This window comes from Pseudomonas sp. VI4.1 (genome assembly GCF_002029345.1).
In the GTDB taxonomy this organism is placed as follows: domain Bacteria; phylum Pseudomonadota; class Gammaproteobacteria; order Pseudomonadales; family Pseudomonadaceae; genus Aquipseudomonas.
Genome location: NZ_MULM01000178.1, coordinates 77,908 through 101,977, shown reverse-complemented (window position 1 = coordinate 101,977; position 24,070 = coordinate 77,908). Strand labels below are relative to the sequence as shown.

Below are 24,070 nucleotides of genomic sequence, written 5' to 3'. Positions count from 1 at the left end.
CAAAGGCTTCCCATGAGTGAAGATGCACAAGACGTCGTACTGATCGTCGAAGATGACCCCTCGATATTGATGGTGCTATCGGCCTATCTGTCGGGTGAGGGCTACCGGGTATTGCAGGCCGAAAACGGCGAGCAGGCCTTTGAAATCCTGGCGAGCAAGCCGCATCTGGACATGATGATCACAGACTTCCGCCTGCCTGGCGGGATCTCGGGCGTACAGATCGCCGAACCCGCGGTGAAACTGCGACCGGAGCTGAAGGTGATTTTCATCAGCGGCTATCCGCAGGAAATCCGCGAGACCGACAGCCCGATCACGCGAAAGGCGCCAATCCTGGCCAAGCCGTTCGACCTGGATGTGTTGCAGGAGCTGATGCAGCAGATGCTGTCGTAGGAGCGAGCTCGCTCGCGATGGTCGTTAACGATAACGCGTGTTTGCTGGATGACACGCGGTGCTCTGGAATCCATCGCGAGCAAGCTCGCTCCTACAGGGGAGGGCATTCAGTTCTGGATCATCTCCCGCACCTTCGCCGTCAACAGGTCGAAGGTGAACGGCTTGGTGATCATCTGCATGCCCGGGTCCAGGAAGCCGCCACGCACCGCGGCGTGTTCGGCGTAGCCGGTGATGAATAGCACCTTGAGTTCAGGCCGGTATTGCCGGCCGATTTCTGCCAGCTGCCGGCCATTCATGCCGGGTAGGCCGACATCGCTGATCATCAGATCGATCCGTTGCGCCGAATCCAGAATCGGTACCGCACTGTCGGCATCACCGGCCTCGACAAACGCATAACCCAGGTCGCTCAACACGGTACTGACCAACACCCGCACCGCCGGGTCGTCTTCGACGATCAACACCGTTTCGCCGTGTTGCGCGAACGGAGCATGCTGGACGTCATTTAGAACGTCCCCGGGCAGGTCACCCCCGAACCGCGGCAGGAACAAACTCACCGTGGTGCCACTGCCCACTGCGCTCTGAATGGCGACGTGGCCGCGCGATTGTTTGCTGAAACCATAAATCATCGATAACCCGAGGCCTGTGCCCTGGCCGATCGGCTTGGTGGTAAAGAACGGGTCGAAGGCTCGGTTGATAGTGCTTTGCGGCATGCCACAGCCGGTGTCGGTGACGCTCAGCATCACGTAGTCGCCCGGGTCGAGGTTGCTGTGGGCTTGGGTGAAGCTTTGGTCCAGATGGCGATTGCGGGTCTTCACCACCAGTTGGCCACCACCGGGCATGGCGTCCCGTGCATTGATCACCAGGTTGAGCAGGGCACTTTCCAGTTGATTGGGGTCGGCTTCGGCCACCCACAGTTGCTCGCTCAGTTGCATGTCCAGCTGAATGCTTTCGTTGATACTGCGCTGCAGCAACTCGCCCATGGACACCACCAGGCTGTTCATCTGCACCGGTTTTGAATCCAGCGACTGGCGCCGGGAGAAGGCCAGCAGGCGATGGGTCAGGCCGGCCGCGCGGTTGGCCGAGGTCACCCCCAGGTCGATCAGGCTGTCCAGGTCGTCGGTGCGGCCACGGGCCAGGCGCCGGCGTAATAACTCCAGGCTGCCGATGATGCCGGTCAGCATGTTGTTGAAGTCATGGGCGATGCCGCCGGTGAGCTGGCCGACCGCTTCCATTTTCTGTGATTGGCGCAGGGCTTCTTCGTTGTGGCGCAGCTGTGCGGTGCGTTCCTCGACCTGCTGTTCAAGCGTTTCGAGGGTGTTCTGCAACCGCAACTCGCTTTGACTCAGATCGATCAGCCGATCCCTGGCTTCGTACTGTCGTCGCCGCCCGCGCAACGCGGTCGTCACCAGGCTGATCAGGGTCACGGGATGAAAAGGCCGTTCAAGAAAGGTGACATTGCCCAGTTGCGGACCGAATCGCGACGCGGGGTTCTGTTCCGGACCGCCATGATAGGTCAGCAACACAATCGGCAAGTCCGACCAGGCCGGCTGTTGCTCGATCAGGCCGAACAGCGGTTCAAGATCACTGCCCAGCAACGCCTCCGACGAGATCAGCAGCAAGCCTGCGCCTCGCGTCAACTCGCGGCAAAGGCCCCCCAGATCGCGCGTGATGACGCCGTCGTAACCCGCTTCATTGAGCATCATCAGGGCAATCTGGCTGTCGCGTCCCAGCGGCGCGAGAATGATCGCGCGCTCGGACATTGCTTCCAGGGACCGTCACCGGGCTCTCGTCCCCGAGCAACGGATTGCTCGCGCCCATATAAGTGGGCACCCCGCGCAGTACGCCCTGGAACGCGTCCAGCGGTTCGCCGATGGTCATGCCCAGGCCGCTGATGCGGTATTCACGAATGGTCGATTCATGGCTGCCAGTACGTTTCTTGATGATCGAAATCGCCCGGCGCACCTTGCCCAGTGCTTCAAAATAACGCAACAGGATCACCGTATCGGCCAGGTAGGTAATGTCCACGGGGGCCTGCATGTCGCCGACCAGTCCGTGCTGGGCGACGGTCATGAAAGTCGCGGCGCCCCGGCGATTGAGGTACAGCAGCAACTCGTGCATGTGCAGCACCAGGGCGTTTTCTTCCGGCATCGCCGCCTGATAGCCATTGATGCTGTCGATCACCACGGTCTTGATATCACGCTGGTCGACGCAACGACGAACCCGGTGCGAAAACTCGCCGGGGGACAATTCGGCTGCATCCACTTGTTCGATCAACAGGTTGCCGGTGTCTTGCAGGGCTTTTAAATCGATGCCCATGTTCTTCATGCGTTCGAACAGCAACCCCAGTTCTTCATCAAAAATGAACAACGCGGCTTTCTCGCCCCGGGCCACGGCCGCCGCGGCGAAGATCATCGAGATCAGCGATTTGCCGGTACCGGCCGGGCCGAGGATCAAGGTGCTGGACCCGGTCTCGATGCCGCCGCCGAGCAGGGCATCCATTTCCTTGATACCGCTGGTCAATTGCTGACGGGTGTACACGCCGCGATGCTCGGCGGCCACCAGCCGTGGGAACACGTGGACGCCATCGCCCATGATGGTGAAGTCGTGGAAGCCGCCACGGTATTTCTGGCCGCGATACTTGACCACGCGGATCCGCCGGCGCTCGGCGCCATAGTTGGGGGTCAGTTCTTCCAGGCGAATCACGCCGTGGGCGACACTGTGCACGGTCTTGTCGAGGGACTCGGTGGTCAGGTCGTCGAGCAACACCACCGTGGCGTCATAGCGCACGAAGTAGTGTTTGATCGCGAGGATCTGGCGCCGGTAGCGCAGGGAGCTTTGGGCCAGCAGGCGGATCTCGGACAGGCTGTCGAGTACCACGCGAGTCGGCTTGACCCGCTGGACCACTTCGAAAATCTGCTTGGTGGCTTCGCCCAGTTCCAGGTCGGAGGAGTACAGCAGGCTTTGCTGATGTTCGGCATTGAGCAGGCTTTCCGGGGGTGTCAGCTCGAAGATGTGGATGTTTTCATCCAGCTCCCAGCCATGGGACAACGCACCCTGGCGCAGTTCGCGCTCGGTTTCCGACAAGGTGATGTACAACGAGCGCTCGCCGGCTCGCGCGCCGGCCAACAGAAAATGCAGGGCGACCGTGGTTTTACCAGTGCCGGGTTCACCTTCGAGCAAAAACACATGGCCACGGGACAATCCGCCGGCCAGGATGTCATCCAGACCTTCGATGCCGGTGGCGGCTTTTGCACTGAACAACTCGTTAGATGTAGACAAAAAATGCCCTCTCAAGATCAGGGGAAACGAGGCAGCAGGCCTGAAGAGCCTGAATGGACTGCCTGATCACTTGACCTTTGGCCGCGACGAGCGTTCAACACTTTTTGCCGGGGTTGGCCACAGGATTTGGGTACGCCCCGATCCCCTGTAGGCGCTGGCTTGCCAGCGAAGGGGCCGTGTCAGTCGACATCGATGCCGGATGTCAGTCCGCTTTCGCTGGCAAGCCAGCTCCTGCATTGGATCTCTGCCGGACACGGGATTTGGGTACGCCCTAAAGCCCCTGCTGCAACGCCGGGTCGTCGGGATTGAGCTGTTCCAGTTGCGCCAGCAGTATCTGCACGTTCTGCAGTTGTCCGCTTTCCTTCCAGTAATTGATCAGCAGCACCCGGGCCCTGCGATCGGCTGGGTGGCGCTGGACGATTTCCTGCAGCTGTTTCTGCGCCGCTTCCAGCTCCAGTTCGCCGTGCAGCGTGGTGGCCAGGTCGTAGCGGTAATCCTTGTTGTCCGGCTCCAGCTCCACCGCCTTGGACAGGCCGAGCAGGGCGAACTCGCTTTGACCGTGATGCAGCAGCCAGAGCCCCAGGGCATGTTGCAGGTAGGCCGAATCGGGTTGCGCCTTCAACTGTTTGGCCAATAGCAGCCGGGCGGCTTCGCTCTGGCCCTGTTTGTCGAGCACTTCAATTTGCATCACCAGCGCGGGCAGGTTGCCGGGGGCAAGACGCAAGACGTTCTCCAGTGCCTGTTGCGCTTGTTGCAATTGGCCATTGTGCAGGTGCAGCCGAGCCAGTTGGTAGCGGTTGTCGGCGCTTTCGGGCTGACTTTTCAGGTCCTGCTCCCAGGCGTCGATGGCTTGCTCCAACGGCCCGAAATACAAACCGAGATCGTCTGGCGAAAGCCCCAGCAAGGCGTTCACGGCGGTGTAGCGCACGCGCTGATCGCTATCTTCGAGCAGCGGGCCCAGCAACAGGCTGCGCTGGCCGTTGGGCACCAGGGCGCTGATGCTGTCGATCGCCGCAACGCGCACGTCCGGCGATTCATGTTGCAAGTCCGCAGTCGCCAGTTTCAGCGCGACGGAGCTGGGGTAGTTGGGCAGTTCGGCATGCAGCCAGATACGTCGTTTCGGTGAAAGGTCCGGGCGTGCCAATTGCTGGTAGAGCACCCGCGCCGCACCTGGTTGACCCGCGCGCGCCTGGTCGAGCGCTTCGGTGTAGCCGCGCTTGATCGCTGCCGGCACCTCGGGTGCGGTGCTGCGCAGGAAAAACCAGGCAAGGCCGATGGCGAACAGGGCGCAGAGGCTGATGATCAGGTAGCGGCGGGACTGGGGCATGCAGGGATCCGGGAGCTGGAAAAAGCTGTCGCAGAGCCGCCAGCTTCGGTCAGGCGGGGCCGTGAGTCAAATCCTGACGCCAACATCCTGACTGAAACCTGTCGAGGCAACACAGCAATGACTACGCTTGCTGGAGACGACCCGACGGGCATTCCCATGCAAGCGCTGCTTTTATATTTCAAGGCGATGCTCAACCCCGGCCGCGGAGTGCTGTTGTTCGCCTTGCGGACGATCGCCGCCGGGCTGTTGACCCTGTACCTGGCCTTCCTGTTCGACCTCGACCAGCCCAAGTGGTCGATCATGGCCGTGGTCATCGTCAGCCAGCCATTGGGTGGCATGGCCCTGGCCCGCAGTTTCGGCCAGGTCATCGGCACCACGCTCGGAGCGGTCGTGGCGGTGTTGATCATGGGGATCTTTCCCCAGGCGCCGTTGCCTTTCATCCTCACCCTGGCCCTGTGGCTGGCGCTGTGTACCGCCGGCGGCACCTTGTATCGCTACACCAGTTCCCAGGCGTTTGTGTTGAGTGGCTACACGGCGGTGATCGTGGCGCTGCTGGCGGTGCCTGATCAGGCTGGCACCTTCATGCTGGCCGTGACCCGAGTGACCGAAACACTGTTGGCGGTGGCGTGCGTGTGCGTGGTCAGCCTGCTCACGGCACGACCGGAAGCCGTGGCCCGGGACTATTTCGCCCGGATCGATCAAGTGATCAAGCTGCTCGCGACCCATGCGGCCGCCGTCATTCGCACCGAAGAAAGCGAGGCCGACTTCCGCCAGCGGCAAATGACGCTGTTAGGCGAGATCAGTGCCCTTGAAGGGGTACGGCGGCATTTGTACTTCGATGCGCCACGCCTGCGCAGCGCCAATGGTCTGGTGCAGTTGCTCGGCAATCAATTGGTGCTGCTGACGTCACGGCTGATGGCATTGCGTCACCAGCGGGAGCTGTTGCTCGAACGCTGGAAAGGGGCGCTGCCCGTCGACTCCCAGCGCTTGCTGGCCGAAGAACTGGTGTTCCTGGACGAAGTGGCCCGGCAGGGGCGCTCGTTATCGGCCGAGGCTCGCCACTCTTTCGCCGCGCTGCAAAAACGCTTCGATGAACTGGCCTACCGGTCTGAACGACTGACCGAGACGATGCCGGCCACGTTGCGCTCCCTGGCGTGGTCGCTGCGTTGGGAACAGGCACGGATGTTGGAGCAGCTGAATCAGATTCTGGACCTGAGCGACGCGATTCAGGAGGGGCGTGAAGCCAGTTGCGTGTTCCGCGGCCAGGACAATCCATTGCACCTGGATTTCACCCTGGCGGCGATGAACGCGACGCGGGCTTTTTGCGCGCTGGTGGTGGCCGGTCTGATCTGGATCGAGACCGCCTGGGACGGGGCGAGGGGCGGGATGATCGTGGTAGGGGTCCTGTGTTCCTTGATGGCGACTTTTCCGCGGCCGTTGCTGGCCGCCCAGAGTTTTGCCAGAGGGCTGGCCCTGGCGCTGGTGGTATCGGCGCTCTATCAGTTCATGCTGGTGCCCATGATCAGTGACTTCGAGCTGCTGGCCTTGCTGTTGGCACCGTTGTTGTATGCCGTCGCGGTGGGATTGGCCAGTCCGGCCACCACGGGCACGGGCATTGGTCTTGGCCTGTTGACGTTTCTGTTGCTGGGGCCGCAAAACACAGGGACAGGCCAGAACACCGCGATCCTGTGGTTCGAATTTGCCGGCGCCTATGTCTACGCCGTCACGCTGGCGTTGGGTGTCTACGTCCTGATCTTCCCGTTCAGGCCCGATGTGCGGATGCGCCGGCTGTTCACCGAGAACCGCGAGCAGGTCTACGCTTTGCTGAAGACGCCAGCCACCGGCGAGCAGCAATTTGCCTTTGAGAGTCGCATGGTCGATCGCCTGACCATGATGTTGGGACTGCTGCCGGCGACCCGTGACAAACAGTCCGGCGCGTTGTTCGAAGTCAGCCTCGGGTGCATGGCACTGGGTGTCGCCTTGAACCAGCTCAGGCAACAGGGGCAAAGCAACACGCTGCTCAGTACCGATCAGCAGCAGCGTTTGCTGGCAGCCGTGCGTGCAATGGGACGATGGGTCGCCGGACGCCCCGGAATAGACCTTGGGCAGTTGCTGGACACCTTGCGTGTCCTGGGCGATGAAATGGACGAACTGCATACAGACGTGCATGAGCACCTGTGGTCGGTATTCAGGATGCGCGTGGCGCTGCTGATCGTGGTGTCGTTTCTGCAGCGATACCTCGACTATTTTCAACCCTCGGAGGTGGAAGGAGTACCCGCCCTTGCCCATTGATCTGGAAGTAGGTGGCGTCTACTTGCCACCGATCGCCCAGGCCTTGCTGCTGGCCTTGCCGATTTTCCTGCTGTTGGACTGGACCTTGCGTCGCCTGGGCGTGCTGCGTTTCGTCTGGCATGAAGCCTTGTTCGAAGGCGCGTTGTACGCCTGCGTTTGCGCGACGCTGATTCTGCTGATGGGAGCCTGACGCATTGAAGAAGATTATGCCCCGACTGGTGACGGCGGCGGTGGTAGTGCTGGCCTTTGTGCTCGGCTGGTTCGCCTGGGAACATTACACCCGCGCGCCCTGGACCCGGGATGCGCGGGTGCGCGCCGATGTGGTGACGTTATCGGCGGACGTCGCGGGTCGCATCGTCAGCCTCGCGGTCCACGACAATCAACATGTACAGAAGGGGCAGTTACTGCTGGAGATCGACCCGGCGCGCTACGTCCTGGCGGTGGAGCACGCCAGGCGCTCGGTGGAAGTGGCGAAGGCGGCGCTGGGTCAATCCGAAGCGACGATAGTCTCCAGCGGCGCACTGCTCAGGCAGCGCCAGAGCGAAGAGCGCCGGCGTCGCACCCTCAAGGAACGCGCCGCCATCTCTGGCGAGGAATGGGAGAAATCCAGCACGGACGTGGCCGTGGCGCAGGCCGAGTTGCTGCGCAACCAGGCCATCCTGGGTCTGGCCCAGGCCAACGTGCAACTGGCCATCGCGGCATTGACCCAGGCGGAACTGGATTTGCAGCGCACCCGGGTCGAAGCGCCTGTCACCGGGTACGTCACCAACCTGCTGACCCGCCAGGGCGACTATGCCAGCGCCGGCGGGGCGCTGTTGGCGCTGGTGGACAGCGACTCGTTTTATGTCAGTGGCTACTTTGAAGAAACCAAGTTGCCGCGGATCGAGGAGGGCGACCGGGTCCGGATCGAATTGATGAGCGGGGAAACCTTCGGCGGCACGGTGAAAAGCATTGCCTTCGCCATCGCCGACAGGGAAAACCTGCCCGGCGGCCGCCTGCTGGCCAACATCAATCCCAGCTACACCTGGGTCAAACTGGCGCAGCGGGTGCCGGTGCGGATACAGATCGATGCCGACTATGCGGGCAAACACCGCCTGCGCGCCGGAACCACGGCCACTGTCACTGTCCAGGAACACCAACAATAACGCGGCCACCCACGCCCCCCTGTAGGAGCTGGCTTGCCAGCGAAGGCGCCCTCAAGGTCAACGCAAAACTACGAGGTTGATGCAAGATTCAGGATCGATGCAAGACTTCGAGGTTGATGCAAGATTCAAGATCGATGCAAGACTTCGAGGTTGATGCAAGATTCAAGGGCCTCTTCGCTGGCAAGCCAGCTCCTACAGGGGGGGTATGGGCAAATTTTGGGCAAAAAAAACCCCGCGACCGAATGAGGCGCGGGGCAAAAAATCTGGTTGGTTGCGGCCAACCAAAGGAGCTCGTTGAAACCTTACTGGCTGGCGACCGTCTCCGGTTGCCAGCCACCGCCCAGTGCCTTGTAGATCGCGACAATGCCGCGATACAGATCGACTTCGGCCTGGGCCTGGGTATCTTCCGCGGCCAGGCGCTCACGCTGGGCATCGAGCAGGACGAGGAAGTCCGCCGTGCCTTCGCGGTAGCGGATTTGTGCGAGGTCGGCCGCGGCGCGGCTTGATTCACTCTGGCGAATCAGCGAAATCAGGCGTTGCTGGCGCTTGCCGTAGTCGCTGAAGGCGTTTTCCGATTCTTCCAGGGCCAGCAGCACTTGCTGTTCGTAAGTGGCCAGGGCGCCTTCGGCTTCGGCATCGGCGCCGGCGCAAACGGGCGCGCACGCTGCCCAGGTCGAACGCCGCCCAGGTGATGCTCGGGCCCAGCGCCCAGGCGTTGGCCGCCGAGGAACCGATCTGCGAGCCGCGCCCGGCGGTGAAACCGAGGAAGCCGCTGAGGCTGACCCGCGGGAACAAGTCAGCCTTGGCCACGCCGATACGGGCCGTGGCGGAAGCCAGCTTGCGTTCGGCACCTGGAGAATGTCCGGACGACGTTGCACAGTTCACCCGGATCGCCGATTGGCAGGGCCTTGGCAATCGCCGGCAGGTCCTTGGGACTGAGGTCCACCGTCAATTTGTCCGGCCGCTCACCCAGCAGGGTGGCAATGCGGTTTTTCTGCCGGACCTGTTCCGCCTGCAGTTGCGGCACGCTGGCTTCCACAGACGCCAGGCGCGCATCGGCACGGACCACATCGAGCTGATCGCCGACGCCGGCATCACGCAGGCTTTCGGTGATCTTGCGCGATTCCTGCTGGTTGTTCAGGTTAGCCAGGGCAATTTTTTCGCGCAGTTGCGCACCGCGCAGTTGACCGTAGGCGTCCACCAGTTCGGCAATCATGCTGACTTGCAGCTGATACAGGTCGGCTTCGGCAGCCTGTTGTTCGGCGTCACTGGATTCCAGATTGCGCTGGATGCGCCCGAACAGGTCCAGCTCCCAGGCCATGTCCAGCCCCAGGTCATAGCGCTCGCTGTTGACCCGGTCGGTGGTCTGGCCCGGAATCTGCCCCTTGCCCAGGTTACTGCTGGCGCGGCTGGTGATGGTCGGCATTGCGTCATTGCTGGCGTCGTCGCGGATCGCCCGTGCCGCTTTCCAGCGGGCGAAGGCGACTCGCAGATCACGGTTGCCTTGCAGCGATTGCGTCACCAACCGGTTGAGGGTCGGGTCTTCGAATTGCTGCCACCAGATGCCTTCGAAACGGGCGCGGTCGAAGTTCTTCTGCCCGGCGGCGCCATCGGTAGCGTGAGTGATGTTGGCCGGCTCGGTGGCCGGGGTCTGGTAGTCCGGGCCGACCGCACAGGCAGTCAGGGCCAGCACCAGCAGGCTCGGCAGAAAGGCTTTCAGGCTCATTGTTGCGCCTCCAGTTTCAGGGCTCTGGCCGCTTTGCGCTGCTCGCCGCGCTCGACGAAATTACGGATCAACACGTAGAACACCGGCGTCAGCAACAGACCGAAGAAGGTCACCCCGAGCATCCCGGAGAACACCGCCACACCCATGGCGTGACGCATTTCGGCACCGGCGCCGCTGGAGAACACCAGGGGCACAACCCCCATGATGAACGCGAAGGAGGTCATCAGGATCGGCCGCAGACGCAGGCGGCACGCTTCGAGCACCGCCGCCAGCGGGCTCATGCCTTCGTCCTGCTGTTTGTCCTTGGCGAACTCGACGATCAGGATCGCGTTCTTGCAGGCAAGTCCCACCAAAACAATCAAGCCGATCTGGGTGAAGATGTTGTTATCGCCTCCCGAAGCAATCACCCCGGTGATGGCCGACAGCAGGGTCATCGGCACGATCAGGATCACCGCCAGTGGCAGGCTCCAGCTTTCGTACTGTGCCGCGAGCACCAGGAACGCCAGCAATACGCAGAGCGGGAACACGAACAGCGCGGTGTTGCCGGACAGAATCTGCTGGTAGGTCAGGTCGGTCCATTCGTAGGTCATGCCGTTCGGCAGTTCTTCCTTGAGCAATTTCTCGATGGCTTTTTCGGCCTGGCCGGAGCTGTAGCCGGGAGCTGCCGCACCGTTGATTTCAGCGGTGATGAAGCCGTTGTAGTGCATCACGCGGTCCGGGCCCGAGGTGTCGCTGACCTTGATGAAGGTCGCCAGCGGGATCATCTCGCCTTTGTTGTTACGCACTTTCAGCTGACCGATCTGGTCGGGTTCGAGACGGAACTGCTGCTCGGCCTGAACGTTGACCTGGTAGGTACGACCGAAGCGGTTGAAGTCGTTGGCATACAGCGAACCCAGGTAGATCTGCAGGGTGTCGAAGATGTCGCTGACGGCCACGCCGTGGGTCTTGGCCTTTTCCCGGTCGATCGCCGCATCGACTTGTGGCACGTTCACCGTATAGCTGGTGAACAGGCCGGCCAGTTCCGGCACGTTGTGGCTTTTGTTGATGATGTTCATGGTTTCTTTGTACAGCTCGTCGTAGCCCAGGTTACCCCGGTCTTCGATCTGCAGACGGAAACCACCGATGGTGCCCAGGCCCTGTACCGGCGGCGGTGGGAAGATCGCCATGTAGGCTTCCTGAATCCCGGCGAACTGGCCGTTCAACGCACCGGCAATCGCCCCGGCGGACATGCTCGGGTCTTTGCGCTCGTCGAACGGTTTCAGGGTGACGAACACGATGCCGGCATTAGGGCTGTTGGTGAACCCGTTGATCGACAGGCCAGGGAAGGCCACCGCACTTTCCACGCCAGGCTGTTTCAGGGCCAGGTCGGACATGCGCTTGATCACGTCTTCGGTGCGATCCAGGCTCGAGGCGTCCGGCAGTTGCGCGAAGGCCACCAGGTACTGCTTGTCCTGGCCGGGGACGAAACCGGTCGGGGTGTTGGCGAAACCGAAGAACGTCAGCACCATCAGGCCTGCGTACACCAGCAGGGCGATGCCGCTGCTGCGGATGACCCGGCCTACCGCGCCGACATAACTGTGGCTGGCCTTGTCGAAGAAGCGGTTGAACGGACGGAACAACCAGCCACCGAAGATCTTGTCGAGGACCCTGGAGAAGCGATCTTTCGGCGCGTCATGGCTCTTGAGCAATACCGCAGCCAGGGCTGGCGACAGGGTCAGCGAGTTGAAGGCCGAGATCACGGTCGAGATCGCAATGGTCAAGGCGAACTGTTTATAGAACTGCCCGGTCAAGCCGGAGATGAAGGCCGCCGGGATGAACACTGCACACAACACCAGCGCCGTCGCTATGATCGGACCGGTCACTTCGCGCATCGCACGCTTGGTGGCTTCAACCGGGGTTAATCCGAGCCCGATGTTTCGCTCGACGTTCTCCACCACCACGATCGCATCGTCGACCACGATACCGATCGCCAGTACCAGTCCGAACAACGACAAGGCGTTCAACGAGAAGCCGAACAGGTGCATCACGGCAAAGGTACCGATCAGCGAAACGGGCACCGCCACCAACGGAATGATCGAGGCGCGCCAGGTCTGCAGGAACAGAATCACCACCAGCACCACGAGGATCAGCGCTTCGAACAGGGTGTGAACCACCGCCTCGATGGAGCCGCGCACGAAGATCGTCGGGTCATAGACGATGCTGAAGTCCATGCCTTCCGGGAAGCTCTTCTTCAGCTCCGCCATCTTGTCGCGCACTTCGTTGGAAATTTCGATCGCGTTGGAGCCAGGGCGCTGGAAGATCGGGATCGCCACCGCCGGCTGGTTGTTCAACAAGGAACGCAGGGCGTACTGGCTGGAGCCCAGCTCAACGCGAGCGATGTCCTTCAGCCGCGTGATTTCACCGTTGTCGCCGGAGCGAATGATGATGTTCTCGAACTCTTCCTCACTGACCAAGCGGCCCTGGGTGTTGACCGACAGCTGGAACGCCGTGGCATTCGGTGCAGGCGGGGCACCCAGGGCACCGGCCGCCACTTGCCGGTTCTGCTCGCGAATCGCGGTCACCACATCGGTGGCGGTCAGATTGCGCGAAGCGGTCTTGTTCGGATCCAGCCACACCCGCAGCGAGTAGTCGCCCATGCCGAACAGCTGCACGTCACCGACACCGCCCAGGCGCGCCAGCTCGTCCTTGATGTTGAGCAAGGCGTAGTTGGACAGGTAGAGCATGTCGTAGCGTTTGTCCGGCGAGGTCAAGTGCACCACCATGGTCAGGTCGGGCGATGCCTTGTCGACGGTGATACCGATGCGCGTCACTTCCTCGGGCAGTTTCGGCTCGGTCCGGGTCACGCGGTTCTGCACCTGCACCTGCGCATTATCCAGGTCAGTGCCCAGGGCGAAGGTGATGGTCAGGGTGATCTTGCCGTCGGCGGTGGACTGCGAGGACATGTACAGCATGTTCTCGACGCCGGTGATGGCTTGCTCCAGGGGAGCGGCCACGGTTTCACCGATGACTTTAGGGTTGGCGCCCGGGAAGTTGGCGCGGACCACCACGGTCGGAGGCACCACTTCCGGGTATTCGCTGATCGGTAACTGGAACAGCGAGATGGCGCCGGCGATCAGGATCAGCAGCGACAGCACCGCTGCGAAGATCGGCCGTGAAATGAAGAATTGGGAAAAATTCATCGTCGAGTTCCCTTAACCGCGTGGTGTCGCTGCAGCCACTTTCACAACCGCACCCGACGCGACCTTGGCAGGTGCGACTTGGGGCAGGTTGCTGGCTTCCAGCGCTTGTCGTTGTTGAGCCAGAGCGGCGAGGGTTTCCTGGCTGGCCATCGGGATCACTTCAGGGGTGACCGGCGAACCAGGACGTACACGTTGCAGGCCTTTGACGATGACGGTGTCATCCTTGCTCAGGCCGTTGCGCACGATGCGCAGGCCTTCGATCTTCGGACCCAGCTCGACCGAGCGATACACCGTCTTGTTGTCGGCATCCATCACCAGCACGAACTTCTTGCCCAGGTCGGTGCCGACCGCTTCGTCATTGATCAGCACGGCGGAGTAGGTGCCGCTGCCGACCAGTTTCAAGCGTGCATACAGGCCAGGGGTGTAGGCGCCGTCGCTGTTGTCGAACACGGCGCGACCGCGGATGGTGCCGGTCTTCGGGTTGACCTGGTTGTCGACGAAGTTCATCACGCCCTGGTGGGGGTTGCCGTCTTCGTTGGACAGGCCGAGGTAAACCGGGGTGGTGGCGCCACGTTTACCCTGGCGGGCGAGGGCGGTGTACTTGAGGAACACGCGCACGTCGGCGTCGAAGTAGGCGTAGACCTTGTCGGTGGACACCACACTGGTCAGCGCGGTGGTATCGGCGGTCACCAGGTTGCCCGCGGTGATTTCCGCACGGCTGACGCGACCGCTGATGGGTGCGGTGACGCGGGTGAAGCTCAGGTTCAATTTCGCCAGATCCAGCTGCGCCTGGAGGGCGCCGACAGCGGCCCGGGCTTCCTGGGCAGCGCTGGTGCGCGAATCGGCCAACTCGGCGGAAATCGCATTGCTGGTGCGCAAGCGCTCACCGCGCTGGGCTTCGTTTTCGCTGCGGTTGGCGTTGGCGCGGGATTGGGCAACCAGGGCCTCGAGTCGGCGGACCTCAGCCTGGAACGGACGCGGGTCGATCTGGAACAGCAGGTCGCCTTTCTTGACCAAGGCGCCTTCGGTGAAAGCGACTTCATCGATCTGGCCGGAGACTCGAGGCCGGATCTCCACGGTTTCCGGGGCTTCGAGGCGCCCGGTGAATTCGTCCCACTCGTTGACCGGTTGTTCCAGCACCTTGGCCACACTGACCTTGGCCGCGGGCAGCGTGGCGGCCGTGTCCGGAGCCTTGCCGCAGGCGCTCATCACCAACATGGCCAACAAGGCCAAGGGGAAGCGCAAATGTTTGAGTGATTGTTCCATGGATGCATCCGCCAATGTATTGAGAATGGACGGATGATGCTCGGCGAGGTGGTATCTCACGAATCGAATGAAGCAAAGGTAACTATCATTCGGAATGATATAAACGGGAAGTGAGCCCTCTAGTCTGCGGCTTTCGTTAGGGGGCTATCAATGAGACTGATGACAATTCAGTGTTGCGGGGAATGCAAAGGACGGGCTTGCCCGCGAATAGGCCATCAGCCCCAACACAAAATCCGGATCAGGCCAGACTATCCGGATCCCCCAAAAACATTTTGACTTGGCTCCAGGGCGGTATATTCAGACCGAAAAAATATCTTGATGCCTCCCTTTCGCCCCCTTCAGCGCAAGTGCACGTAGGTACCCGGCGCAGCCTCAGCCGCAGCATAAGCCCTGTTGCCCAGTTTACGGGGAGCCTTTTTATGAGCGCCCGAGCGTGCCTGCAGCCAGGCCAGCCAATGGGGCCACCAGGAGCCTGCCTGTTGACTGGCAGTTTCCATCCACTCCTGAGCCTCGACTGGCAGCTCGCTGCCGGTCATGAAGCGCGCCTTGGGGTTGCCCGGCGGGTTGAGGACGCTCTGGATATGCCCGCTGTTGGACGCCACGAACTCGCCCTGACCACCAAACAGATGCATGGAGCGGTAGCAGGCGTCCCACGGAGTGATATGGTCGGTCAGGCCTGCAACGCAGTAGAAATCACTGGTGACCTGACCGAGGTCTATCGGTGTGCCGCAGACCTCCAAAGCACCGGCGCGGGCGAGCGGATTGGTCTGGTACATGTCAATGAATTCGCCGTGCAGCGTGGCCGGCAGGTTGGTTGTGTCGTTGTTCCAGTAGAGGACATCGAATGCCGGCGGCTCGTTGCCAAGCAGGTAGTTGTTGATCCAGTAATTCCAGATCAAGTCATTGGGGCGCATCCAGGCGAAGACTTTGGCCAGCTCGCGACCTTTCAGCACGCCAGCCTGAGAGGAACGGCGCTTGGCGGCCACTAGCGACTTCTCGTCGGCGAACAGCCCGACCTGGGTGTCGGGGCGTATGTCCAACATACTGACCGCCAGGGTAAAGGCATTGACCTTTTTCTCGTCCAGGGCAGCGTAGTGGCCCAACAGCGAGGACAGGGTGCAGCCACCGGAGCAGGCTCCGAAGGTGTTCAGGTCGGCGCTGCGGGTGATCGCAAGAACCGCGTCGATCGCTTCCTTCAGGGCTTCTACGTAGCTGGACAACCCCCATTCACGCTGTGCCTTGCCCGGATTGCGCCAACTGACAGCGAAGGTCTGGATACCGCTGTCGAGGAGAAAACGGATCAGGCTCTTCTCCGGCGTCAGATCAAACAGGTAGAACTTGTTGATCTGTGGCGGTACCACCAGCAATGGACGCGCCTGCACCTGCTCAGTACGGGGCTTGTACTGGATCAGCTCCAGCAACTCATTGCGAAACACCACCGCACCTTCGGTGATGCCCAGATTGTGGCCCACCTCGAAAGCCGTCTTGTCCACCTGGCTCGGCATGCCGCCGTTTTCGATCAGGTCCCGGATCAGCTGCGAGAAACCATCCAGAATGCTCTTGCCGCCGGTTTCAAAGAAGCGCTTGAGCGCTGCCGGGTTGGCCAGGGTGTTGGTCGGCGCCATCGCCTCGGTCAGCAGGCCAATGACGAACTGACCACGATGAGCATCCTGCTCGCTAAGGTTGCTGGTGCTGATCCAGTCGTTCATCTCCTGACACCAGGCCAGGTAAGTCTTCATGTAGCGACGGTATAGCGGGTTGCGCTGCCAGGTCTGCTCGTCGAAACGTTTGTCTGCCGTCGCTGGCTTGAGCTGCGAGCGGTCGAGCAGGATATTTTTCAGCTCGACGCCAAATGCCGCCATATGCCGAGCGCTATGCACGGGTTGCTTCAACACTTGTCGCAGGACCATGCGGGCGGTGCCGAGCAGATCGCGCCGCCGAGGACCGAACACCGGATTCAGGCTCAACGTGTGCATTGCAGATTGCTGGGAGAGGTCTTTATTTTTCTTGTTCATCATGACACCCGGTAAGGCACCCAAGTCGGGCGCCCGGAAGTTGTATGGCTGCGGGCAAGCGGCCGGGCAAGCCGCAGACAGGCAGGGCTCGCCACGCAGATCTCGAGAAGTTTATAGACGGGGGGGCGGCCAGCATTTCATTGGGCGACAACGCTTTTTCAATTCATGACAATCCAGGACCTTTGATCCGGGATTGTGCACGGCGTTGCCTGAATACTAAGCGGGCCGCGGTGCTTCAACAGGCGGGGTGCCGTCGTGAAACATCGTCTTCAGTTGAGCACGCAGTTCCGGTGAGTCGGTGTGCTTGTGAACACTGACTGCATGCTGTGCGGCGGCCTCGAGCAGTTCGCTTTCAGAGTCAGCGGACAGTGCGACTGAGCACTGGGTATCGCTCGGAAACTCGCGGCAGTCGATGTATTTACGCGCCATGATAGGTTCCTCCCTACGACGAAGGCAGGCCGTGGCCTGCGTGAACGATCGCTCGCAGCGTCAGCCCATGCATCAGACATGATTGCGTGTCACATCGGGTGCGCCGACCCTTGAAGTATAGGCCCACCGGATGTCAGTGTAGTTGTGCCAGGCATGAAAATGGTCGTGCGCAAACTGGGAGCAGATCACTCATGGTCACGGTGCTGAAGCATCAGGGGTGCCAGCCGTAATATCCGGCGATCGCCGCCAGGACGAACCCGAGTTGCGCCCCCCGGTTAGCCCACTTCTTCCAGTCGATGCCCGCAAGGGCTTTTCTGAAATTCATCGCGCTTGCTCCAAGGTGTCGGGAGAGCCTGAGCCCTGAGTTTTACAGGGTTCTCAGATCTTACGGCCCCGGCTGCTCGAGACTATCCGGATCCCCGAAGAACATTTAAATATGGCTCTAGATCGCGTGTTTCAGCACGAAAAAATCAAGATGTACCCCCAAACGTACCCCCAGTCGCGTCTCGTGCGCGAGCGATCGCGAATGGGGATTTCTGACGAATTCAATGATGGCGTTTGGCGGCCTTCAGTGTAGCGCCACATTGAAGTTGAGGGGAGGGTGCAGACGCTTACCCGGAAAGGCCCCGCGGCTCGGCCAAGGTTAATGCAGTGCTCTACTTCAGGGTTCTCGACCCGCAAAAGGCGATCAGCTGAGCGTGAACGGCGGGCCGCGCCTTCTCGTCACCAGACTTGACGGTCATCCCGTCCGGTCCATTGGGGTTGGTTGGATCGGAGCAGAGGCAGTCCTCGGATGACAGACTTATTACAAAATACGCATATACATTTCTCTAAATGATTCTGAAGCATTCTGACTGAGTAAGAACCCTGATTACCCTTAAAATTAAAGGCTTTGAGGTAATTATGTTCACCAAAATCTGGCTTTTTCCGAATTATTGCGCCGCAGGGGCTTTACCTTGTATGTGTAAAATCATATATTCGTTAAACCGTATATGAGCTGAGACATTCACAAATGACCAGCAAAGCCCGTGTCCTGTTCGTCTGTACCGCTAACGCTGTCCGCTCTCAGCTGGCCCAAGCGCTGCTGAGGCATACTGATTCGGAGCATTTCGAGGCGTTCAGCGCCGGCACTGTTCCAACTCAGGTCGATCCGCGTACCTTTGACGTACTCTCTCACCTTGGGGTGAGTACCGAAGGATTGCGTAGCAAGTCGATCGGTGAATTCCGAGGTGAGCGTTTCGACTACGTCATCACCTTGTGTGATAAAGCGGCAGCGGAATGCCAGTCGTTACCTGGTGCCGGCGAGGCATTGGCCTGGAGTTTTGAAGACCCGGCCACCAGCACCAAACCCGACGCCTTCCGCCACACGCTTCACGAAATTCATGAGCGCATCAAGATGTTCGTTTTGGTGAAAACCAAACACTGAGAATCGATATGACTGACCATCTGACACCGACCACTGTTTTCAAATGCCTGGCTGACGACACTCGGGTGCGCACGATGATGCTCATCACCCGTGAGGGAGAGCTGTGTGTTTGCGAGCTGACCTGCGCGTTGAACGAGAGTCAGCCAAAAATCTCCAGGCACCTGGCGCAGTTGCGCACTTGTGGCCTGCTTTCGGACCGTCGGCAAGGCCAATGGGTTTATTACCGACTGCACCCGAATCTCCCCGATTGGGTTCATCAAGTACTGAGCACTACGCTGGAAAGCAATAAGCACTGGTTAAGCCCTGATGCCAAACGCCTTGATGAAATGGGGGACCGCCCTGAACGTGCAGCCGTGTGCTGTGAAAGCAAAATCGCCTGATTTCGCCTTCGACTACGAGATCGCTCGATGAAAATCCTGTTCCTCTGCACTGCCAATAGCTGTCGCAGCCTACCCACGCACCACCGCACTGGCTTTCACCGCCGCAAGTAATAACTTTGAACTGGCGATTGCCGTAGCCATTGCCATCTTCGGCCTGGCTTCTCCGGTTGCTTTCGCCACGGTGATTGGCCCGTTGGTAGAAGTGCCGGTTCTGATTTCGCTGGTCGGTGTGGCCCTCTGGCTGAAACGCCGCTGGTTCGATATCCAAGAGCGCCATTGCGCAGGACAAAGACTATGTTTGATGACCACATGCCCCAACTCGATACCGAACTGGTTGATCTCCCCTCGGCAGACAAACTCGGTATCGAAAAGACCTCCATCCACAAACCGCGCATTCTGCTGTTGTACGGATCGACCCGTGAGCGCTCCTTCAGTCGCTTGCTGGTAGAGGAGGCCGCTCGACTGCTGGAGCACTTGGGCGCCGAGACGCGGATTTTCAATCCGTCGAGTTTACCGCTGCCAGATGACGCACCCGACGATCATCCGCGCGTGAAGGAACTACGTGACTTGGTGTTGTGGTCCGAGGGACAGGTCTGGTGCTCTCCAGAACGTCACGGAAACATGAGCGCAGTGTTCAAAGCGCAGATCGACTGGGTACCACTCGCCATGGGCGCGGTACGCCCGACCCAGGGTAAAACCCTCGCGGTGATGCAGGTGTGCGGCGGCTCGCAGTCGTTCAACGTGGTCAATCAGCTGCGGGTGTTAGGACGCTGGATGCGCATGTTCACCATCCCCAACCAATCCTCTGTACCGAAGGCCTATATGGAATTCGACGACAACGGCCGGATGAAACCTTCCCCGTTCTACGACCGCGTCGTTGATGTGATGGAAGAGTTGGTGAAGTTCACGCTGCTGCTTCGCGACCGGCAGGACTATCTGGTGGATCGTTATTCCGAGCGCAAGGAATCGGCGGAAGAACTCATGAAACGTGTGAATCAGCGCTCCATCTGAGGATTTTTAACCGTGCAACAACACCCCTATTCAGTACTGCCCCTGGCACAGTTCAATGGTCAATTGATCTTCACCCCGTGTCCAGGCACGAAGGGCACCACGCCTTTCGAGGCGTTGCAAACCCTTCAGGATGCGGGCGCATCGGCGTTGCTGACGCTGATGCCGACCGAGGAGTTGCTTCAGAACGAGATCGACCTGCTGCCCGAAGAATGCCAAATGCTTGGCATCGAGTGGTTCCACCTGCCCGTTGAAGACGATCAAGCGCCTGGCGAAGCATTCAAAGCCGCATGGGAACAGCATTATCCGCGTCTCCAGCAGCTGCTGATCGATGGGAAAACCATCGCCATCCATTGCAAGGGCGGTTCGGGCCGTACCGGTTTGGTCGCCGCCCAACTGTTGATCGAAAGCGGTGTGCCATTCAGCGATGCCATCCGCGATGTTCAAACGTTGCGTCCACGCGCCATTCAGCATCCTGCCCATATCGAATACATCGGCCAGTTCGACAATCAGTCGAACGCCCACTGACAACAGAGACAGAGCACAACAACATGACTATCAAAGTTGGTATCAATGGTTTTGGCCGGATCGGTCGCCTCGCTCTGCGCGCCGCCTGGAGCTGGCCGGAATTCGAGTTCGTGCAGATCAACGATCCGGCAGGTGACGCGGCGACTCATGCACACTTGATCAACTTCGACTCGGTGCATGGTCGATGGAATTATCAGGCCGACTCCGATGGTGACAGCATCGTCATCGACGGCAAACGCATCAAGGTAACGGCCAACAAGGCGATTGCCGACACAGATTGGTCGGGCTGCGATCTGGTCATTGAGGCCAGCGGCAAGATGAAGACCGTCGCTGTGCTTCAGGCTTACCTCGACCAAGGCGTGAAGCGCGTAGTGGTCAGCGCCCCGGTGAAGGAAAAAGGCGCGCTGAACATCGTCATGGGCGTCAACCATCAGCTGTTCAAACCGGCTGATCATCGCATCGTCACCGCTGCTTCTTGCACCACAAACTGTCTGGCGCCGGTGGTGAAAGTGATCCACGAAAAGCTGGGCATTCGTCACGGCTCAATCACCACCATCCACGACCTGACCAACACCCAAAGCATCCTCGATCAACCGCACAAGGATCTGCGTCGGGCGCGTGCTTCCGGCATGAGTCTGATTCCGACCAGCACCGGCTCGGCCACCGCGATTGCGGAAATCTTCCCAGAGCTGCGTGGACGCCTGAATGGTCACGCCGTACGGGTGCCGCTAGCCAACGCTTCGCTGACTGACTGTGTCTTCGAGGTCGAGCGCGCCACGACCGTCGAAGAAGTGAATCAACTCCTCAAGCACGCTTCCGAGAACGAGCTGAAAGACATTCTCGGCTTCGAGGAACGTCCGCTGGTGTCCATTGACTACCGTACCGACCCGCGTTCATCGATCATCGATGCGCTGTCGACCATGGTCATCAACGGCACCCAGGTCAAACTCTATGCCTGGTACGACAACGAATGGGGCTACGCCAACCGCACCGTCGAGCTGGCCAAAATGGTCGGTCTGGCAGTCTAAGGAGCGGTCATGAAAGCGTTGTCAGCCCTCGCTCCGGAAGTGCGGCAGTACCTGCTCGTGACGGGCAACTACTGGGCCTTCACCCTCACCGACGGTGCTTTGCGCATGTTGGTGGTGCTGCACTTTCACGCGTTGGGCTACAGCCCACTGCAAATCGCGGCCTTGTTTCTGTTCTACGAGCTTTTTGGCGTGATCACTAACTTGGTGGGTGGCTACCTCGGCGCTCGGTTGGGTCTGAACCGCACCATGAACATCGGGCTGGGCATGCAGGTCGCGGCGTTGTTGATGCTGACAGTGCCCTCGGCCTTGTTGACCATCCCATGGGTGATGGGGGCTCAGGCGTTGTCCGGGATCGCCAAAGACCTGAACAAGATGAGTGCCAAAAGCTCCATCAAGCTCCTGGTCCCCGATGGGCAGCAGGGCAAGCTCTACCAGTGGGTGGCGATCCTCACCGGCTCGAAGAACGCACTCAAGGGCGTCGGCTTCTTTCTTGGCGGAGCCTTGCTGGCATTGATCGGCTTCAAAGGCGCATTGCTGGCCATGGCGGGTGTTCTGGCGCTGATCTGGATCAGCAGCTTGATCCTGCTGAAGAAAGACCTGGGCAAAGCGAAAGCCAAGCCCAAATTTCGCGACATCCTGTCCAAGAGCCGGGCGATCAACATCCTATCGGCTGCACGGATGTTTCTGTTCGGCGCCCGCGACGTCTGGTTCGTGGTGGCCTTGCCGGTGTACCTGAGTAGTGTCTTCGGTTGGGACTTCTGGAAGGTTGGCGGCTTCCTGGCGGCCTGGGTGATCGGCTACGGCATCGTGCAGTCCTTCGCACCCAACATCACCGGCAAGAAACGTGGGCACGTACCGGATGGTCGAGCGGCGTTTCTGTGGGCGCTGGCACTGGCGGGTCTGCCAGCGGCCATTGCGCTCGGGCTCAACACCGGGCTGTCGCCACAGGTGGTGCTGCTCGGCGGATTGATGGTCTTTGGTGCGCTGTTCGCGGTGAACTCGTCGTTGCACAGCTACTTGATCGTGTCCTACGCCAAGGAAGATGGCGTGTCGCTGGATGTGGGTTTTTATTACATGTCGAACGCCATGGGGCGGTTAATCGGCACAGTGCTTTCCGGCTGGGTTTATCAGGTGTATGGGCTGCAAGCTTGCTTGTGGATATCGAGCGCATTCGTTCTGCTCGCAGCACTGATTTCTATCGGGCTGCCGAGGCATGCCGAGGCGATATGAAACCGTCAGACAGGATGCGGTGAACGTCATCGCGCCACTCGCGTGTGGGGAGAGTTGGCAATGCCTGAATCAGCGCAATAACCAGGTGGATGCATCCTTGGTGGTGAAAGAGGGCGGCGACTGCCCAGCCAACAGCGAAGGATGGCTGAAGGACATCCTCCTTCAGCGCATCAACGAGTGCATGGAGAGTGTCCAGCTTTACGCGACTCCAGAGGATGTCAAGCAAGGTTCCCCTCAACTGTCGGCGGTATACACCAAGGTCGATTGCAGACCGTCTCAGGTGGACTGATCGGCCAAAAAGGCCACGATCCCACTGACTGTGCTCCGTGCTGTTCGTGTTACACCGATCAGCGTGGCAGAAGCCGAACCTGTCCACTCGCCATAACCAACCAACCACAGCCTCGGCTCTTTGATCGAGTGGGTGCCTTCGACCTCAACGCGGCCCTCGGTGTTGAGTACCCCCAGTGAATCCAGATGCTGAAGGGCTGGCCGAAATCCGGTGCACCAAATCACCGCGTCCACCGCAACCTCGGTTCCATCGACCCAAATAACCCCATTACGGGTAAAGCTTTCGAAAGGGCGTACCGATTTGAGCACGTTGCGCTCTCGGGCTTCGACAACGGGCGCAACCATGACGATATCGCCCAGCCCCCCCACCGGCTGCTCAATGACGCGCCCCTCCAGCTGGGCTTTCCAGCGCTCGGTTGCACGCTCGAACAATACCCGCCCATCCACATCGTCAGGCAAGAACATCGGTTCTACCGGGGTTACCCACGTGGTCTCAGCGACCGTTGAAACTTCGGCAAGAATTTGTGCCCCTGAGTTACCTCCACCCACCACCAACACTTTCTTGCCCGCGAACGGCTGCGCTTCGACATAGTTCGCGGAATGCAGTTGCTGACCTTTGAATAGCTCTGCATTGGGGTAGTGAGGTACGTAGGGATTGCTCCAGGTGCCTGTAGCGCTGACAACTACCTGGGTGTCCCAATGCTTGTCGTCAGAACGTACTCGTAGGCCAGACTCCGTACGCTCAACAGAAGTGACCTGTACAGGGCGCTCGACCGGGAATTGGTAGCGCTGTTCGTACTGGTTGAGGTACTCGATCACATGATTGCGTGAAGGGTAGCCATCTTGCGTGGGCGGCATCTTCCAGCCAGGGATCGAACTCCAAGTGGCGGGAGAGAATAGACGTAGCGAGTTCCAGCCATGTCGCCAGGCACCACCGGGCTCTTCCTCTGCGTCGAGGATGACGAACGAAAGAGGTGTGCGGCGCAGGAAATACGCTACAGCCAAGGCTGATTGACCCCCACCGATAATAACTACGTCTGGTTGAGCGCTGAGCGAATCAGTCATCGGACGAACCTTGGATCGATGCAGGACGGGTCCAGTATAGCGACTCAATTTTGGCGCCAACTGATCCAG

Annotated in this window: 19 protein-coding genes and 2 pseudogenes; 12 read left to right on the top strand and 9 right to left on the bottom strand. The window is 60.2% G+C overall.

The window, feature by feature from the left end; translation table 11 throughout:
• The first annotated feature begins 12 nt into the window (after nucleotides 1-12).
• Nucleotides 13-390: a response regulator gene (locus BZ163_RS27290; protein WP_128873476.1), complete on the top strand. Its 378-nt coding sequence runs from the start codon at nucleotides 13-15 to the stop codon at nucleotides 388-390.
• Between the two features lie 107 nt (nucleotides 391-497).
• On the opposite strand, the gene BZ163_RS27285 is transcribed toward BZ163_RS27290, so the two are convergent.
• From BZ163_RS27285 to BZ163_RS27275, 3 genes are all read right to left on the bottom strand, one after another.
• Nucleotides 498-2,150 (bottom strand): response regulator, encoded by a 1,653-nt coding sequence (locus BZ163_RS27285; RefSeq protein ID WP_128873475.1) that lies wholly within the window; start codon nucleotides 2,148-2,150, stop codon nucleotides 498-500.
• The gene (locus BZ163_RS27280) at nucleotides 2,080-3,669 is read right to left on the bottom strand and encodes an ATPase domain-containing protein (RefSeq protein ID WP_256579149.1); all 1,590 of its coding nucleotides are present in this window, start codon (nucleotides 3,667-3,669) and stop codon (nucleotides 2,080-2,082) included. Before BZ163_RS27280 ends, BZ163_RS27285 begins: the two co-directional genes overlap by 71 nt.
• A 271-nt stretch (nucleotides 3,670-3,940) precedes the next feature.
• Nucleotides 3,941-4,996, bottom strand: coding sequence for a HEAT repeat domain-containing protein (locus tag BZ163_RS27275; protein WP_128873474.1), 1,056 nt, complete (start codon nucleotides 4,994-4,996; stop codon nucleotides 3,941-3,943).
• Nucleotides 4,997-5,152: 156 nt separating this feature from the next.
• On the opposite strand from BZ163_RS27275, the gene BZ163_RS27270 reads away from it, so the two are divergent.
• From BZ163_RS27270 to BZ163_RS27260, 3 genes are read left to right on the top strand one after another with little or no spacing between them, the layout of a single operon-like run.
• A complete protein-coding gene (locus BZ163_RS27270) occupies nucleotides 5,153-7,288 on the top strand; it encodes an FUSC family protein (protein ID WP_128873518.1) in 2,136 nt (711 codons plus the stop codon).
• The gene (locus tag BZ163_RS27265) at nucleotides 7,278-7,478 is read left to right on the top strand and encodes a DUF1656 domain-containing protein (RefSeq protein ID WP_128873473.1); all 201 of its coding nucleotides are present in this window, start codon (nucleotides 7,278-7,280) and stop codon (nucleotides 7,476-7,478) included. The genes BZ163_RS27270 and BZ163_RS27265 overlap by 11 nt, the downstream gene beginning before the upstream one ends.
• Nucleotides 7,479-7,482: 4 nt before the next feature.
• Nucleotides 7,483-8,433, top strand: a complete 951-nt coding sequence (locus tag BZ163_RS27260) for an HlyD family secretion protein (protein ID WP_128873472.1) — start codon at nucleotides 7,483-7,485, stop codon at nucleotides 8,431-8,433.
• A gap of 302 nt (nucleotides 8,434-8,735) precedes the next feature.
• Here BZ163_RS27260 and BZ163_RS27255 read toward each other — a convergent pair.
• The 5 genes and pseudogenes from BZ163_RS27255 to BZ163_RS27235 form a co-directional block, all read right to left on the bottom strand.
• A pseudogene (locus tag BZ163_RS27255) lies at nucleotides 8,736-10,159 on the bottom strand (efflux transporter outer membrane subunit).
• Nucleotides 10,156-13,338: an efflux RND transporter permease subunit gene (locus BZ163_RS27250; protein ID WP_128873471.1), complete on the bottom strand. Its 3,183-nt coding sequence runs from the start codon at nucleotides 13,336-13,338 to the stop codon at nucleotides 10,156-10,158. The pseudogene BZ163_RS27255 and the gene BZ163_RS27250 overlap by 4 nt, the downstream one beginning before the upstream one ends.
• A gap of 12 nt (nucleotides 13,339-13,350) precedes the next feature.
• Complete coding sequence (gene mexE / locus BZ163_RS27245) at nucleotides 13,351-14,604, bottom strand: multidrug efflux RND transporter periplasmic adaptor subunit MexE (RefSeq protein WP_128873470.1); 1,254 nt, start codon at nucleotides 14,602-14,604, stop codon at nucleotides 13,351-13,353.
• Between the two features lie 338 nt (nucleotides 14,605-14,942).
• The gene (gene phaC, locus BZ163_RS27240) at nucleotides 14,943-16,622 is read right to left on the bottom strand and encodes a class II poly(R)-hydroxyalkanoic acid synthase (RefSeq protein ID WP_128873517.1); all 1,680 of its coding nucleotides are present in this window, start codon (nucleotides 16,620-16,622) and stop codon (nucleotides 14,943-14,945) included.
• A 213-nt stretch (nucleotides 16,623-16,835) separates the two neighbouring features.
• Complete coding sequence (locus BZ163_RS27235; RefSeq protein ID WP_128873469.1) at nucleotides 16,836-17,048, bottom strand: DUF1059 domain-containing protein; 213 nt, start codon at nucleotides 17,046-17,048, stop codon at nucleotides 16,836-16,838.
• Nucleotides 17,049-18,060: 1,012 nt separating this feature from the next.
• On the opposite strand from BZ163_RS27235, the gene BZ163_RS27230 reads away from it, so the two are divergent.
• From BZ163_RS27230 to BZ163_RS27195, 8 genes and pseudogenes are all read left to right on the top strand, one after another.
• Entirely contained in the window at nucleotides 18,061-18,474 is a 414-nt protein-coding gene (locus tag BZ163_RS27230) for an arsenate reductase ArsC (protein ID WP_128873468.1), read from the top strand.
• Nucleotides 18,475-18,482: 8 nt separating this feature from the next.
• Nucleotides 18,483-18,854, top strand: coding sequence for a metalloregulator ArsR/SmtB family transcription factor (locus tag BZ163_RS27225; RefSeq protein ID WP_128873467.1), 372 nt, complete (start codon nucleotides 18,483-18,485; stop codon nucleotides 18,852-18,854).
• A gap of 70 nt (nucleotides 18,855-18,924) precedes the next feature.
• Nucleotides 18,925-19,113: pseudogene (locus BZ163_RS27220) on the top strand (arsenic resistance protein); the annotation flags it as partial.
• A gap of 35 nt (nucleotides 19,114-19,148) precedes the next feature.
• The gene (gene arsH, locus BZ163_RS27215; protein ID WP_128873466.1) at nucleotides 19,149-19,865 is read left to right on the top strand and encodes an arsenical resistance protein ArsH; all 717 of its coding nucleotides are present in this window, start codon (nucleotides 19,149-19,151) and stop codon (nucleotides 19,863-19,865) included.
• A gap of 12 nt (nucleotides 19,866-19,877) precedes the next feature.
• Nucleotides 19,878-20,390 carry a cyclin-dependent kinase inhibitor 3 family protein gene (locus BZ163_RS27210; RefSeq protein WP_128873465.1) on the top strand — a complete coding sequence of 171 codons (513 nt, stop codon included), beginning with the start codon at nucleotides 19,878-19,880 and terminating at the stop codon, nucleotides 20,388-20,390.
• A 23-nt stretch (nucleotides 20,391-20,413) separates the two neighbouring features.
• Nucleotides 20,414-21,418: an ArsJ-associated glyceraldehyde-3-phosphate dehydrogenase gene (locus BZ163_RS27205; RefSeq protein WP_128873464.1), complete on the top strand. Its 1,005-nt coding sequence runs from the start codon at nucleotides 20,414-20,416 to the stop codon at nucleotides 21,416-21,418.
• Nucleotides 21,419-21,427: 9 nt separating this feature from the next.
• Complete coding sequence (arsJ, locus tag BZ163_RS27200; protein ID WP_128873463.1) at nucleotides 21,428-22,648, top strand: organoarsenical effux MFS transporter ArsJ; 1,221 nt, start codon at nucleotides 21,428-21,430, stop codon at nucleotides 22,646-22,648.
• 19 nt (nucleotides 22,649-22,667) lie between these two features.
• The gene (locus tag BZ163_RS27195) at nucleotides 22,668-22,937 is read left to right on the top strand and encodes a hypothetical protein (RefSeq protein ID WP_128873462.1); all 270 of its coding nucleotides are present in this window, start codon (nucleotides 22,668-22,670) and stop codon (nucleotides 22,935-22,937) included.
• On the opposite strand, the gene BZ163_RS27190 is transcribed toward BZ163_RS27195, so the two are convergent.
• A complete protein-coding gene (locus tag BZ163_RS27190; RefSeq protein ID WP_128873461.1) occupies nucleotides 22,925-24,001 on the bottom strand; it encodes an ArsO family NAD(P)H-dependent flavin-containing monooxygenase in 1,077 nt (358 codons plus the stop codon). The genes BZ163_RS27195 and BZ163_RS27190 overlap by 13 nt on opposite strands.
• Nucleotides 24,002-24,070: the final 69 nt, after the last annotated feature.